The organism is Pseudoalteromonas sp. Z9A6 (assembly GCF_011378805.1).
Taxonomy (GTDB): domain Bacteria; phylum Pseudomonadota; class Gammaproteobacteria; order Enterobacterales; family Alteromonadaceae; genus Pseudoalteromonas; species Pseudoalteromonas distincta.
The window spans coordinates 71,699-85,350 of the sequence record NZ_WTKZ01000006.1 but is presented as its reverse complement, the minus strand read 5'-3'; the positions used below and the strand labels follow the sequence as shown (position 1 = coordinate 85,350).

General features: G+C 38.6%; 16 protein-coding genes. 11 read left to right on the top strand and 5 right to left on the bottom strand.

Going from position 1 to position 13,652, the window contains the following annotated elements:
• Positions 1-126: 126 nt before the first annotated feature.
• The gene (locus tag GQR53_RS04000; RefSeq protein WP_165742940.1) at positions 127-873 is read left to right on the top strand and encodes a YciK family oxidoreductase; all 747 of its coding nucleotides are present in this window, start codon (positions 127-129) and stop codon (positions 871-873) included.
• Positions 874-956: 83 nt separating this feature from the next.
• Here GQR53_RS04000 and rluB read toward each other — a convergent pair whose 3' ends face one another.
• The 4 genes from rluB to GQR53_RS03980 all read right to left on the bottom strand — a co-directional run bounded on the left by rluB (position 957) and on the right by GQR53_RS03980 (position 3,747).
• Positions 957-1,829 carry a 23S rRNA pseudouridine(2605) synthase RluB gene (rluB, locus tag GQR53_RS03995; RefSeq protein ID WP_024595359.1) on the bottom strand — a complete coding sequence of 291 codons (873 nt, stop codon included), beginning with the start codon at positions 1,827-1,829 and terminating at the stop codon, positions 957-959.
• Entirely contained in the window at positions 1,826-2,416 is a 591-nt protein-coding gene (scpB, locus tag GQR53_RS03990) for an SMC-Scp complex subunit ScpB (protein ID WP_002959713.1), read from the bottom strand. Before scpB ends, rluB begins: the two co-directional genes overlap by 4 nt.
• Before the next feature lie 151 nt (positions 2,417-2,567).
• The gene (locus tag GQR53_RS03985; RefSeq protein ID WP_165721507.1) at positions 2,568-3,089 is read right to left on the bottom strand and encodes an EF-hand domain-containing protein; all 522 of its coding nucleotides are present in this window, start codon (positions 3,087-3,089) and stop codon (positions 2,568-2,570) included.
• A 226-nt stretch (positions 3,090-3,315) separates the two neighbouring features.
• On the bottom strand, positions 3,316-3,747 hold the full coding sequence (locus tag GQR53_RS03980; protein ID WP_165742939.1) for an exonuclease III: 432 nt from the start codon (positions 3,745-3,747) through the stop codon (positions 3,316-3,318).
• A 240-nt stretch (positions 3,748-3,987) separates the two neighbouring features.
• Between GQR53_RS03980 and xthA the strand changes: the two genes are divergently transcribed.
• Genes xthA through GQR53_RS03965 form a run of 3 tightly spaced genes read left to right on the top strand, consistent with a single transcriptional unit; the run spans position 3,988 to position 6,259 of the window.
• Positions 3,988-4,794, top strand: a complete 807-nt coding sequence (xthA, locus tag GQR53_RS03975) for an exodeoxyribonuclease III (RefSeq protein ID WP_024596546.1) — start codon at positions 3,988-3,990, stop codon at positions 4,792-4,794.
• Positions 4,795-4,799: 5 nt separating this feature from the next.
• Positions 4,800-5,447 (top strand): energy-coupling factor ABC transporter permease, encoded by a 648-nt coding sequence (locus GQR53_RS03970; RefSeq protein ID WP_165742938.1) that lies wholly within the window; start codon positions 4,800-4,802, stop codon positions 5,445-5,447.
• A complete protein-coding gene (locus GQR53_RS03965; RefSeq protein ID WP_165742937.1) occupies positions 5,444-6,259 on the top strand; it encodes a putative RNA methyltransferase in 816 nt (271 codons plus the stop codon). The genes GQR53_RS03970 and GQR53_RS03965 overlap by 4 nt, the downstream gene beginning before the upstream one ends.
• Here the strand turns inward: GQR53_RS03965 and yfbV are convergent.
• A complete protein-coding gene (gene yfbV / locus GQR53_RS03960; RefSeq protein WP_165742969.1) occupies positions 6,256-6,702 on the bottom strand; it encodes a terminus macrodomain insulation protein YfbV in 447 nt (148 codons plus the stop codon). The two genes, GQR53_RS03965 and yfbV, sit on opposite strands and share 4 nt — an antisense overlap.
• A gap of 278 nt (positions 6,703-6,980) precedes the next feature.
• Between yfbV and GQR53_RS03955 the strand changes: the two genes are divergently transcribed.
• The 7 genes from GQR53_RS03955 to GQR53_RS03925 all read left to right on the top strand — a co-directional run bounded on the left by GQR53_RS03955 (position 6,981) and on the right by GQR53_RS03925 (position 13,649).
• A complete protein-coding gene (locus GQR53_RS03955) occupies positions 6,981-8,195 on the top strand; it encodes an acetate kinase (protein WP_165742936.1) in 1,215 nt (404 codons plus the stop codon).
• 2 nt (positions 8,196-8,197) lie between these two features.
• Entirely contained in the window at positions 8,198-10,357 is a 2,160-nt protein-coding gene (gene pta / locus GQR53_RS03950) for a phosphate acetyltransferase (RefSeq protein ID WP_165742935.1), read from the top strand.
• A gap of 227 nt (positions 10,358-10,584) precedes the next feature.
• Entirely contained in the window at positions 10,585-10,971 is a 387-nt protein-coding gene (locus GQR53_RS03945; RefSeq protein ID WP_165742934.1) for an ACT domain-containing protein, read from the top strand.
• 3 nt (positions 10,972-10,974) lie between these two features.
• Positions 10,975-11,472, top strand: a complete 498-nt coding sequence (locus GQR53_RS03940) for a PTS glucose transporter subunit IIA (protein ID WP_002959694.1) — start codon at positions 10,975-10,977, stop codon at positions 11,470-11,472.
• A 4-nt stretch (positions 11,473-11,476) separates the two neighbouring features.
• The gene (locus GQR53_RS03935; RefSeq protein WP_165742933.1) at positions 11,477-11,824 is read left to right on the top strand and encodes an ArsC family reductase; all 348 of its coding nucleotides are present in this window, start codon (positions 11,477-11,479) and stop codon (positions 11,822-11,824) included.
• Positions 11,821-12,951: a succinyl-diaminopimelate desuccinylase gene (gene dapE / locus GQR53_RS03930; RefSeq protein ID WP_165742932.1), complete on the top strand. Its 1,131-nt coding sequence runs from the start codon at positions 11,821-11,823 to the stop codon at positions 12,949-12,951. Before GQR53_RS03935 ends, dapE begins: the two co-directional genes overlap by 4 nt.
• Positions 12,951-13,649 carry a M15 family metallopeptidase gene (locus GQR53_RS03925; RefSeq protein ID WP_165742931.1) on the top strand — a complete coding sequence of 233 codons (699 nt, stop codon included), beginning with the start codon at positions 12,951-12,953 and terminating at the stop codon, positions 13,647-13,649. Before dapE ends, GQR53_RS03925 begins: the two co-directional genes overlap by 1 nt.
• Positions 13,650-13,652 lie beyond the last annotated feature (3 nt).

Below are 13,652 nucleotides of genomic sequence, written 5' to 3'. Positions count from 1 at the left end.
TGAGACATTAGACCAGTTAAACTTAACGTAAAGTTTCTATTTTCGCCACCTAATTTTACAATAAATTCGATTACTTCACGTTTCGCTATGTTAAAATCAAAAAAAAATAGATGAATGGGTACTTTTATGCACACATATCAAGCGGCTGAAAACGCACTTAAAGATAAAATTATTTTAATAACAGGCGCCGGTGATGGTATTGGCCGAGTAGCAGCAATTACGTATGCAAAATACGGCGCTACAGTTATCTTATTAGGAAAAACAACTAATAAACTTGAATGTGTTTACGATGAAATTGTTAATGCGGGTTACCCTAAACCTGCAATTGTGCCCATGGATTTAAAAGGCGCAACTAAACAAAACTATCGTGACCTTGCTGCAACAATTGAATATCAATTTGGCCGCCTTGATGGCTTGCTTAATAATGCAGGTATTTTAGGGTCACTTGGTCCACTTGAACATTTTTGCTCATCTACGTTCGAAAACATAATGAAAGTAAACGTGACCGCGCAAGCGATGATCACTAAAGCGCTTTTTCCTGTTCTTCGTAAATCTGACAATGCATCAGTGGTATTTACATCATCAAGCGTTGGTCGAAAAGGCCGTGAATTTTGGGGGCCATACGCCATCTCAAAATTTGCTGTAGAAGGCATGATGCAAACATGGGCATGTGAAGTAGGCAAAACGAATATTCGTATAAACTGTATTAATCCAGGCGCTACTCGCACTTCTATGCGTGCTGCTGCATACCCAGGAGAAGATAGAGACGCGCTTGCTACACCAGAAGATTTAATGCCAACCTACTTATACTTGATGAGCGATGATTCTAGTAAAGTGAATGGCGAATCGTTAGATGCACAAGTAAAAAAGTAATTTAGTGTTTAAAAAATTTATACAACACACATTAAAAAAGCCGCAATTAGCGGCTTTTTTGTGTTCAATAAATAACTAATTTATTATTTACGTTTAGTAGGCTTAACACGTTGATTGTGTTTTTTAACTGCTTTGCGGATCTGGTTGATTTTAGCGCGTTTATCTTTGCGTTTTTCAGGCATAACAGAAAGCTTAGTTTGTGTCTCGCGCCCTAATTTAACGGTTTTGCGTAAGTAGTTTACTGTTTCTAAATCATACTCCATCCAACCACCTTGTGGCACGCGCTTATCAAGCTCTAGTTTACCGTAACGAATACGAATAAGACGAGATACTTCCGCATCTTGAGACTGCCATAAACGACGTACTTCACGGTTACGCCCTTCATTTAACGTTACGTTAAACCAGCGGTTAACGCCTTCGCCACCCATAGGGGTTACAGTCGTGAATTTGGCTGGACCATCTTCAAGCTCAACACCACGTAGTAAGTTTTTAACCGTTTCATTGGTTACTTCACCAAATACACGCGCAGAGTATTCACGCTCTACTTCATAGCTTGGATGCATTAAACGGTTAGCTAATTCACCATCATTAGTAAAGAGCATCAAACCCGATGTATTAACGTCTAAACGACCCACTGCAATCCAACGTTCACCATCAATGCGAGGAAGTCGATCAAATACTGTACGACGCCCTTCTGGATCTTTACGTGTGCTTAACTCACCTTCTGGTTTGTTATACATAATTACACGACAGATTCTATCTGCTTTTTCTTCAATCTTTACAGTGTGTCCGTCAACACGAATCAAATCGGTTTCTTCAACACGGTCACCTAACTTTGCCACTTTACCGTTTACGCTAACGCGGTTTGCGTCAATGTATTTTTCCATTTCACGGCGTGAGCCTACGCCTGCACGGGCTAAGACTTTTTGTAACTTTTCACCTTGTATAATACTCATTCGGATGGTTCTCTCACAGAAGGATCGCTCAATAACTGGTTAATTTTACTTTGCTGCTCAGTTGGCAACGCAGGTAAATTTTCAAGCCCAGTTAACGAAAAATAATCTAAAAATTGCTTAGTAGTTGCATATAAAGCCGGCTTTCCCGGAACCTCTTTATGCCCTACCACTTTAACCCACTCTCTTTCGAGTAAGGTTTTAATAATATTCGAACCCGTAGTAACACCTCTTACTTGCTCAATTTCGCCGCGTGTAATGGGCTGCCTGTATGCAATAAGTGATAATGTTTCCAGTAAAGCACGTGAATACTTAGGCGCGCGCTCTTGCCACAAGTTATTTAACCAAGGGCTTAAACTACTGCATGCCTGAAACCGATACCCACTACCAACTTCAACTAAGCGAATACCACGAGTTTGAAAATGTTCTTGTATTGTATCTATTGCGTCGTTTATTCGCGCCATAGAAATAGCTAAATCTATTAATACAGTGTCTTTAAGGTGGCGTTTACTCACAGGCTTATCTGCAACAAAAATAGCTGCTTCAATGATCTCAACTAGTTGTTCATCACTAATTCGCCGACCCGCCATACACACTCTTAACAAATAAAAACACACAGCCATCTATTATGACAGAACAACACCAAACTAGGAAAATATATCTATCAAATAACTAAATTTAAAACACAAAAAAGCCAGTGACTAGCACTGGCTTTAATCTTACTTACTAAAATGGTAACTATTAGTTACTTTTAAAAGCTTCTAATGCATCATCTTCAGCTACTGCGTTACCATATTTTTTAATGTAACCCATAAACTCGCTTTTACTGATGCGCTTATCTTGGTTTTTATCCATGTAACCAAAATGATTTGAAATATCATCATCGTTACCTTCAACTACCGAGATATAGCCATTGCTGTCGTTATCTAGACTTGCAAAGCTGCTTTCAATTTTATCGAATTTAGCAATTTCAGCTTTAAATGCCGACTCACTTACTTCAGAATCAGTGGCTACTTTACCATTGTTTAACTTCATGTAAGTGTTGAATTCTTTGCGGCTAATTTCGTTATCCATATTGGTATCAATATTTGAAAAATGGCCCCAAATGCTATCGTCATCAGCTTCAACTTTTGAGATGTAGCCATCGCTGTCATTATCTAAACTTGCAAAGTCACTGTCTATTCTTTCAAGACCTTGATTAGATGAACAAGCCGCTAGGCTTAATGATGCTAAAATAGTGGCTGCTAATGTTAACTTTTTCATAAGACGTATCCTTCGTAATTAATTAAATGTCACTTTAACTAATACAAATCCAATGCCAATAATAGTTAACTTATAATAATCAACAACTTAATCTCATCCTGTATATTTATTAAACAGTTTCAGTAAGTTAAGCTTGCAAGCTTTGCAAACAACCTTGTAATTTTTGCAAAAAAATACCCGGTAATGACCAGGTATCTCAAGTTCAGTTATATCGTTAAGCTAATAATTAGATTGCTGCGTTTTGGTAGCGTTTAACAAACTCAGTAACGTTTTGACCATTACATTTAAGAGAGTTTAAGTTACCTATTTTTTGACGAACAGGTGCTAAACCTTGTTTTAGGGCCGTCATACATAATTGAGTTTCTTGTTGAGCGTCTTTTGCAAACACTTCTATTTTTTCAGCAGATACTGTGCTTAGCGTCGTTTTTTTAGCTATATCGCGAATATCTTCACCATTACATAAAATACTTTTAGAAAAACGAGATAAGTAAACGCCGTGCTGGGCAGCTTCTTTACGAGCAACGCTAAAGCCTTCGTTTGCACTTAGTACACATAACTTAGACTCAATTTTATTATCTTGACTGAAGTAAGTATTGCTTTGTGCTGAAGCAGTTGCAGATGCTAATAAAGCAGTAGCTAAAAGTAGTTGAGTTTTCATGAGAGATCCTATTTGAACGAGCTAAACAAGTGAATTTTGCGCATTATATATTCAATAAAGTTAAGTTCAATTGAATTTTTTATTTATTTAAATAATTAATATTGTATTCACAATGTTTAAACTTTACCCATCATTTGATCAACATTTGCGCAGCTATTATCTCAATTCAGTCATGTTATGTACGCGTATTTACTGATACAATTTAATCTATTAAATAGATCCAATTTTAAGGTAAATTTTATGAAAGTGATTTCTTTCAATATCAATGGTCTGCGTGCTCGTCTTCACCAATTACAAGCAATTATCGACAAACATCAACCAGACGTTATTGGCTTGCAAGAGATTAAAGTTCACGACGAAGCATTCCCACTAGAAGATGTACAAAAAATGGGATATCACGTCTACTTTCATGGCCAAAAAGCCCATTATGGCGTAGCTATGTTATGCAAAAAAGAGCCTAAATCGGTCTTAAAAGGCTTTGCTACCGATACAGAGGAATCGCAAAAACGCATGATAAGCGTCACTGTTGAACAAGATAACGGTCGCGACCTTACTGTCATGAATGGCTATTTCCCACAAGGTGATAATATTAATCACGAAACTAAATTCCCTTATAAACGCCAATTTTATAAAGATTTAATGACACACCTTGAAACCAATCACACACCCGATCAAGACGTCATCGTTATGGGTGATATCAACATATCACCTACCGATTTAGATATTGGTATTGGCGAAGTAAATGCTAAACGTTGGTTAAAAACGGGTAAATGTTCTTTCCAACCGGTAGAGCGTGAATGGCTTGCAACATTACTTAATTGGGGTTTTAAAGACACCTTTAGAGAGCAAAACCCCGAAACAGACGATCAATACTCGTGGTTTGACTATCGCTCTAAAGGGTTTGTAGATAATCGAGGACTTCGTATAGATGTAGTGCTTGCAACCAATGAGCTTGCAGCACGCTGCATAGATACAGGTATTGATTACGAACTTCGCGGTATTGAAAAACCTTCAGATCATGCCCCTATATGGTCAACATTTAAGTAATTATTATGCTCAGCCTAACAATGCAGGGGCTACTTTGGGCTCTTGTGATTATTATTGCTCTATTAAGCTTTGATAAAAAAACATATAAAACATTGCTTAATACGCCAGTCCGTCAAACTGGCGTACTTGCGTGTGCGTTAGTGTTTGCAGTGCTTTGGCGAATAAAGGCTGGCATTTTAACTGGCCTTGATTTACACATACTAGGTGTTACGGCTGCTACATTAATTTTAGGCTGGCGATTGACTATTTTAAGTAGCCTACTTGCCACAGCCCTACTCGCTGCCTTTGGTCAAATTGAACTTGAGCTATTACCAGTACAACTGCTTATTGGTGCGTTTATTCCTATTTTATTGAGCTATCTTGGCTTTATAATTAGTTACCAATATTTACCTCGTCATTTTTTTGTTTATATATTTGTTTGTGCGTTTATAACCGCAGGATTTATAGCCTGTATAAAAATAAGCCTAGGTGCTTTATTTTACTTAGCTATAGGGCAATACAATTGGCAAGAACTTGCAGATAACTACGTTTATTTAAGTGCCATAATTTGGTTTCCTGAAGCAATGCTCAACGGCATGGCTATAACAATTATGATCACCTATCGCCCGCATTGGGTAAAAACTTTTTACGATAAGGACTACCTAGACTCATGAGTCTACAATATCAATGCCCGCTATGTAATCTCGCACTTTTGAAAACTGATTCAACACTTCGTTGTGCTAACAACCACAGCTTTGATTTTGCTAAAGAAGGCTATGTTAATTTACTGCCTGTGCAGCAAAAAAATTCAAAACAACCGGGTGATTCACTTGAAATGGTACAAGCCAGACGCGCATTTTTAGAGCTTGGTTATTATGGCTTCTTACAACGAAATCTTAGCGATATAATTAGTAATATAAGTGCGAATACTATTATTGATTTAGGATGCGGTGAAGGGTTTTATACCCAAGCAATCGCAAATAAAACAAATGCTGTTGTATACGGTGTCGACATTTCAAAATCAGCGGTTAAATATGCAGCTAAGCGCTACCCTAATTGCCAATTTAGTGTGGCATCAATCAGCCAAGCGCCCTTTAAAAGCCAATTTGCTGATGTACTTGTAAGTGTATTTGCACCTTTGTTTGAGCAAGAGCTTGAACGCCTAGCAAATCAAAACACAACATTAGTGGTTGCAAGCCCAGGACCTTGTCATTTAAAAGAGCTAAAATCGTATATATATTCAGAAGTAAACGAACATACTGAAATAGCCACTCCAAAAGGATTTCAAAAATCAGAACAGGCTCTTTTAACAGAGCATGTAGCGCTTAGCTTTACTGATATTAAAAACTTAATAATGATGACGCCATTTGCATGGAAATTTAGACCCGAGCACTGGACAGCACTCGAACAAAAAGGTGAACACAATGTCACCTTATCATTTTATATTACTCAGTTTACCAAAATAGATAATGATGTAACTCTCTAAAACTGCTCTTTAGTAAATGCTCTATCCATTTTTTCAAACATATCTTTAAGTAAATTGGCAAGCTCCATATAACGGGGCTTGTTTTCACTTAACTGCGTTTGATATCCATTAGCTGCCATTTTAGTGTACAGCTCGTTGTACCATTTTTGCATCGCAGGATCTAAAGGCGTTTGCGCTCGTTTACCTAACCAAAATAAACCTTGTAAAGGTAACGATATAAAAAATAATACACTTGCAATGGCTTGCGGTAAAAAATCAGGACCTAAGTAGTTAAGCTGAAAAAACAACGTTAGCATAGCCAAGATTGGCATTACTGTAATGGCAAGCTCAGTCGCTCTAATCACTCTAAACTCTAAAAACAAAGGCGCAAGCTCTTTACGCATTGGCCATTTTTTACCATACAAACGGCCTGTTTGTAGTTGTGACATCACACTTTTTTGCATCATGACTCCTCACAGATACTGCTTTTAAATACAATGGAAAAACGAGCTATACTCAAAGTGTAACACAAAATGAAAGAGTTACACTTTCTCAGTAAAACAGCTTAAATTTACCTTTTAATGGCGAACAATCCTAACTTAAACATCATAAATAAGGTAAAATATTTAACATTGAGTTAACCACTTTGCAGTTGAACATTTAATTGTTTTAGCCTTATTTAATACCGTAAGTGTAACTATTACGTATTCACTTACTAAACTTGTTTATGGAAATTGAATTTATGCCTACAAGCTCTCCTAAGTCACAACACGTTTTAGTGCTAAATAGCGGCAGCTCTAGCTTAAAGTTCGCCATTATAGATCCAAATAATGGTCACGAGGTTATCTCTGGTTTGGCTGAGCGCTTAGGAAGCGAAGCCCCTTCAATAAAATATAAATATAATGGGACTAAGACCGCTATTAATTTGAAAGCTAACGAAGCTCACGCTGAAGCAATCAATACCCTAGTGGCATTAATTAAATCACATAAATTAGATGAGCATTTAATAGCAGTAGGTCACCGTGTTGTTCACGGTGGTGAACATTTTATACAATCAATACTTATCGACGAAGATGTTATTTTGGGAATTACACAAGCTGCTACACTTGCTCCACTGCACGGGCATGCTAATTTATTAGGCATTTCATCTGCAAAAGAATCTTTTAAAGGATTACCCCAAGTCGCGGTATTTGACACCGCGTTTCATCAAACTATGGATGAAGTCGCTTATCTATATGCCCTTCCTTATAAGTTATATACCGAGTTTGGCGTAAGGCGTTATGGTTTTCATGGTACAAGCCACTGCTATGTTGCAGATCAAGCCGCTCAGCTATTAAATCAATCCCTTGAAGAAAGTAATTTTATTAGTGCTCATTTAGGTAATGGCTGCTCTGTATGTGCAATAAAAAGCGGTAAAAGTGTTGATACAAGTATGGGCTTAACTCCCCTTGCAGGCTTAATTATGGGTATGCGCAGTGGTGATATCGATCCCGGTTTATTTAACTTTTTAACTACACAACTAAATTATAGCGCTCAGCAAATTGACGATTTACTAAATCAAGAAAGCGGTTTACTGGGCATAAGTGGGCTTTCTAACGATTGCCGTACAATTGAAGAGGCTTCGCTTTCTGGGAATCAAAGAGCAACTCTAGCAATCGATATGTTTTGCTATCGGCTTGCCAAACAAATTGCAGCCTACATGGTGCCATTACAGCGCCTAGACGCTGTAATTTTTACTGGCGGTATTGGCGAAAATTCAGATCTTATTCGTAAAAAAGTAATCTCTCAACTTGCCTTTTTAAACATTGATTGCGATGAGGAAGCTAACCTTAAAGCCCGATTTGGACAACAAGGGATTATTAGCACTAAAAAAACAAAAATTAAAGTTATCGTTATACCTACAAACGAAGAGTGGGTAATAGCAAACGATGCCGCAAGCATAGTAAAGGAGCTTTAATTATGGCACGTCGTATTATGTTGATTCCTGTATCTACCGGTGTGGGTTTAACGTCTGTATCGGTTGGTTTAGTGCGTGCACTTGAACAAAAAACAGTTAAAGTTAACTTTTTCAAACCCATCGCTCAGCCTCGTTCAGGCGAAACTGGTCCTGAAAAATCAACACAAATAGTCACTCAAGGTTCACCTATTAACCCACCCACCCCTTTTGCTCTTGATTATGCTGAGCAAATGATTGGCGACGGTAAAGGTGATGATCTACTAGAGGAAATTGTTGAACGCTTTGAAAGTAAAATAAACGACGATGAAATCGCTATTATTGAAGGTATGGTAACCACTCGTCGCCAACCTTATGCTGGACGTGTAAACCGCGAAATTGCACAAACGCTCGGCGCTGAAATTGTATTTGTACTTACCCCTGGTAATTACACCATTACACAAATAGAAGACCGCCTTGAAATTGCAGCAGGTAACCATGGCGGCATTGATCATTCTCGCGTACTGGGCTGTATTTTTAATAAAGTAAATGCGCCACTTGATGAAGAAGGCCGTGCACGCGCCGATTTAGTCGACGCTTACAAACCCGAAGAGCTTGAAAACGAGTTTAATCGTTTAGCGTCTTTACCTATTTTTAAAAAAAATCCGTTTATGTTACTTGGTGCAATCCCGTGGGATTTTGACTTAGTAGCCCCGCGCGTAAAAGACTTAAGCGCATACTTAAAAGCCACGATTATTAACGAAGGAGATATGCTTCATCGTCGTCTGCGCCGTATTACTTTTTGTGCTCGTACGGTTTCAAATATTTTAAATTATTTTACGCCAGGTGCTTTATTAGTAACACCAGGCGATCGCTCAGACATACTTGTTGCTGCGTGTTTATCTGCTATGAACGGCACTAAACTTGGCGCTATATTACTCACCGGTGGCTTTGAGCCAGAGCCACGCATTATGGCTTTGTGTGAACAAGCCATGCAAACCGGTTTACCAATACTCGCAACCGATGCCGACACATGGCGCACATCACTATTACTGCATAACTTTAATATGGAAGTACCAAATGATGATGACCAACGCATTGAAAAAGTAAAAGATCACAATGCAGAACATATCAATTCAAGCTGGCTCGATACTCTAGCTCAAAGTGTAGGCAAAACGCGTAAGTTATCACCACCTGCATTTCGTTATTTATTAACCGATAAAGCACGTAAAGCAGATAAAACCGTAGTATTACCAGAAGGGAATGAACCTCGTACAATTAAAGCGGCTGCTATTTGTGGTCAACGTGGCATTGCTAAAACTATATTGCTTGGCGATCGCGAAGAAATAATGCGTATTGCACAGCAGCAAGGTATTGAGCTAAACGAACATGTAAGTATCATCGAGCCAAAAAGTATTATAAATGATTATATTGCGCCTATGGTCGAAATTCGTAAAAGCAAAGGCCTAACTGCCGTTGTAGCACAAGAGCAACTACAAGATAACGTCGTACTTGGCACAATGATGCTTGAGCAAGGTAAAGTAGATGGTTTAGTATCGGGCGCGGTTAATACCACTGCCAATACAATTCGCCCGCCCCTGCAGTTAATTAAAACAGCGCCAGGATCATCACTAGTATCATCCGTATTTTTTATGCTGCTACCTGATCAAGTGTTAGTTTACGGTGACTGTGCTATAAACCCCGACCCTAATGCTGAACAACTTGCTGATATAGCGATTCAATCTGCCGACTCTGCAGCTGCATTTGGCATAGAGCCACGTGTAGCAATGATAAGCTATAGCACGGGTACATCAGGTACGGGTGCCGATGTTGAAAAGGTACGTGAAGCCACAAAAATAGCAAAACAAAAACGTCCTGATTTAATTATCGACGGCCCACTACAATACGATGCCGCTATAATGGAAAATGTAGCACTTAAAAAAGCACCTAACAGCCCTGTAGCTGGTAAAGCGACTGTATTTATATTCCCAGATTTAAATACAGGTAATACAACATATAAAGCAGTACAACGCAGTGCCGACTTAATAAGTATCGGCCCTATGCTTCAAGGTATGCGCAAACCCGTAAACGACTTGAGCCGTGGTGCATTGGTCGATGATATTGTGTATACAATCGCCTTAACTGCAATTCAGGCAGCCCAAGCAGAAGCGCTAATAGCACATTAAACACAACGTGTGCTTTTTATAGCCTAGCTATTATTTATTTAATAATTAACTAGTTAGGCTATTTATACCCTGCAACCCCCATACTTATCCACAGAAATTGTGGGTAAGTTTTTAATCTCTATTAAAACCCTCTTCCAAATGCTCATTTTAGTCACGCTTACACCTTTAACTTGAAGGCAATAATCTATACTATAAAGCTATCAATAATGCTGTATCGCAGGCGTTTAATGTCAAAACAAACATTACAATTACACAGCACGGTTTTATCTATTCACAGTTTAGATGTTGACGCCGATATACCTGCGGCGCTACTCAAGCTTCCTTTATTTTTTATATCTAAAACCCAGGATGAACTATCTATTGTTTGCCCTAGTAGCTTTGAAATAGAGAGTTTAGATACCGAATCTGATTGGCAAGCACTTGAGGTGGTTGGCCCACTTGGTTTTTCGCTAACCGGAATAATGGCTAATATATCGAGTGTATTAGCACGCGCTAAAATTTCTATTTTTTCAATCTCAACCTACGATACCGATTATATTTTAGTAAAAAAGCAAACGGCCTCACTAGCACTTAACGCCTTAAAAAAAGATGGTTACAACGTGGTGGCGCAATAGCATATGAAAGCACAAACAATTGAATATCTAGCACTCAATAAAACGCCTCGTAGTGCCATCCTTATTACAAGCCCATTTACAGGTAAAGTAATACCGCTTCAAGAACACCCCGAACCTATTTTTAGGTTTGGTATTCTCGGACCTGGTATTACTGTAAAGCTCAGTAGCCACAAAATTTTAGCGCCGTTTGATGGCACGTTATTACAAGTAAAAAACGCAGGTACTGAGTTTATTTTACAGGCTAAAAATGGTTTAAAAGTTTTAATCAACTTAACTATTACCGGTTCACAATCAATTACACATACCCATATTGCACAATTAAATGGTAGTGAAATAAGTAAAGGCCAACGCCTCGCTTATTTTGATTTACGTGAACTAGAAACGCCTATGCTGGCCAGTTTAATCTTACTTAACGGCCATAATCTCGGCACATTTCATTACTCACATTCGCATGTAAATGCGGATGTTGATACCTTATTAACTATTATTAAGAAGAACTAAATTTATGATCACTCTATACGGTATTAGCAATTGCGATACGATAAAAAAAGCAAAAAAATACTTAGCCGACAACAACATCGAATTTACGTTTCATGATTACCGCAAAGATGGCGTAGATGAGCAAATGGTAAGTGATTTTGCAGATAAACTCGATTGGGAACAGCTTGTTAATAAACGTGGCACAACTTATCGCGCACTAACTGATGAGCAAAAACAGAGTTTGACTAAAGAAAGTGCTATCCCATTGTTAGTTGACCAACCTGCCATGATCAAACGCCCAGTACTTATTAACAATGGCAGTTACCATTTAGGTTTTAAAGCAGCTCAATACGATGAGATATTTAAATCATGAAAGATGATGTAATTGCACTTGCCCAAGCACTAATACAACGTGAGTCAGTAACGCCCGAGGATGCTGGCTGCCAACAGATGATGAACGATCGCCTTGCTGCGGTTGGTTTTAATATAGAGTCATTATTTTTTACCGACACATTAAATACATGGGCTCGAAAAGGCACACAATCACCGCACTTTTGTTTTGCAGGCCACACTGATGTTGTGCCAACAGGCCCAGAGAAAAATTGGCAACACCCGCCGTTTTCAGGATTAATAAAAGACGGTTTATTACATGGGCGCGGCGCTGCCGATATGAAAGGCTCGTTAGCTGCAATGCTTGTTGCAACCGAGCGTTTTGTTACTAAACATCCAGATCATAAAGGCTCGATTTCATTTTTAATTACCTCCGACGAAGAAGGTCCGTTTATAAATGGGACTACTCGTGTAATTGATACGCTAGAGGCGCGCGGTGAAAAAATTGATATGTGCCTTGTAGGCGAGCCATCATCACGCGATGTACTCGGTGATGTGGTTAAAAATGGCCGAAGAGGTTCACTTACCGCTTTTTTAACTGTTAAGGGTATACAAGGTCATGTGGCCTACCCGCATTTAGCACAAAACCCAATTCACCTAGCAACCTCTGCCCTTACTGAGCTTAGCCAAACGGTGTGGGATAACGGAAATGAATACTTCCCTGCTACCAGCTTTCAGATTTCAAATATTAATGGCGGCACAGGTGCCGGTAATGTGATCCCGGGTGAGCTTGAAGTACAGTTTAACTTTAGATTTAGCACGCAAGTAACACATGAGCAATTACAACAACGTGTAAATAACATACTGCAAAAGCATAACTTAAATTATGAATTAAGCTGGATAGTAAATGGCTTGCCTTTTATTACCGAGCACGGCCCACTTGTTGATGCCACAGTAAAAGCGATTAAATCAATAACCGGTTTAACTACGAATCTAGAAACTACTGGCGGCACATCTGATGGTCGCTTTATTGCACAAACAGGTGCTAAAGTAATTGAACTTGGCCCACGTAACGAAACTATTCATAAAGTAGATGAATGCGTAAGTACCGATGATTTAATAGCCCTTACCGACATTTACGAGCAAATACTAGAGCAACTTTTAGCATAATGGATGTAACTAAACTAACATCGATAATGTGTATCACAGGGCAAAGTGATACACATTTAACTGACATACAAAATCATCGCTTGCACAGCGCTATTATTAGCGACTTTTTAGCGCTGCAAAGTGCAGCTCAAAAAGCAGGATTTGATCTTACTATTGCCTCAAGTTTTCGCGACTTTGAACGCCAGTCAATTATTTGGAATAATAAGTTTTTAGGTATTCGACCTGTTTATAATAAACAGCAAAAGGTTGTAGATTTAACTAAATTAAATGATGTAGATAAATGCATAGCAATAATGCTCTACTCTGCACTACCTGGCGCAAGCAGGCACCATTTAGGGACTGACTTAGATGTGTTTGATAAAGCTGCGGTCAGTGATGATTATAAGCTACAGCTAACACCTGATGAATACTTGCAAGGTGGGCCGTTTGCACCTTTAAGTAATTGGCTTGATACTAACTTAGTTAAATTTGGTTTTTATCGCCCTTACCAGCATGATTTAGGTGGCGTAGCACCTGAGCTTTGGCATATAAGCCATATTAAGCAATCACAATTATTAGTGAATAAACTTAGCGAGCAAGTACTTTTTGAGTGCATAAAAAACAGTGAACTACAGGGTAAGCAGGCAATACTTGATAACTTACCTGCTATTTATAAACGCTTTGTAACAAACGTAAGCCCACACCTAAAAGAAGGTTAGGTT

Excerpts from the sequence above, each read along its gene's own strand:
- GQR53_RS04000 (WP_165742940.1), top strand. The coding sequence starts at position 127 with ATGCACACATATCAAGCGGCTGAAAACGCACTTAAAGATAAAATTATT.
- rluB (WP_024595359.1), bottom strand. The coding sequence starts at position 1,829 with ATGAGTATTATACAAGGTGAAAAGTTACAAAAAGTCTTAGCCCGTGCA.
- scpB (WP_002959713.1), bottom strand. The coding sequence starts at position 2,416 with ATGGCGGGTCGGCGAATTAGTGATGAACAACTAGTTGAGATCATTGAA.
- GQR53_RS03985 (WP_165721507.1), bottom strand. The coding sequence starts at position 3,089 with ATGAAAAAGTTAACATTAGCAGCCACTATTTTAGCATCATTAAGCCTA.
- GQR53_RS03980 (WP_165742939.1), bottom strand. The coding sequence starts at position 3,747 with ATGAAAACTCAACTACTTTTAGCTACTGCTTTATTAGCATCTGCAACT.
- xthA (WP_024596546.1), top strand. The coding sequence starts at position 3,988 with ATGAAAGTGATTTCTTTCAATATCAATGGTCTGCGTGCTCGTCTTCAC.
- GQR53_RS03970 (WP_165742938.1), top strand. The coding sequence starts at position 4,800 with ATGCTCAGCCTAACAATGCAGGGGCTACTTTGGGCTCTTGTGATTATT.
- GQR53_RS03965 (WP_165742937.1), top strand. The coding sequence starts at position 5,444 with ATGAGTCTACAATATCAATGCCCGCTATGTAATCTCGCACTTTTGAAA.
- yfbV (WP_165742969.1), bottom strand. The coding sequence starts at position 6,702 with ATGCAAAAAAGTGTGATGTCACAACTACAAACAGGCCGTTTGTATGGT.
- GQR53_RS03955 (WP_165742936.1), top strand. The coding sequence starts at position 6,981 with ATGCCTACAAGCTCTCCTAAGTCACAACACGTTTTAGTGCTAAATAGC.
- pta (WP_165742935.1), top strand. The coding sequence starts at position 8,198 with ATGGCACGTCGTATTATGTTGATTCCTGTATCTACCGGTGTGGGTTTA.
- GQR53_RS03945 (WP_165742934.1), top strand. The coding sequence starts at position 10,585 with ATGTCAAAACAAACATTACAATTACACAGCACGGTTTTATCTATTCAC.
- GQR53_RS03940 (WP_002959694.1), top strand. The coding sequence starts at position 10,975 with ATGAAAGCACAAACAATTGAATATCTAGCACTCAATAAAACGCCTCGT.
- GQR53_RS03935 (WP_165742933.1), top strand. The coding sequence starts at position 11,477 with ATGATCACTCTATACGGTATTAGCAATTGCGATACGATAAAAAAAGCA.
- dapE (WP_165742932.1), top strand. The coding sequence starts at position 11,821 with ATGAAAGATGATGTAATTGCACTTGCCCAAGCACTAATACAACGTGAG.
- GQR53_RS03925 (WP_165742931.1), top strand. The coding sequence starts at position 12,951 with ATGGATGTAACTAAACTAACATCGATAATGTGTATCACAGGGCAAAGT.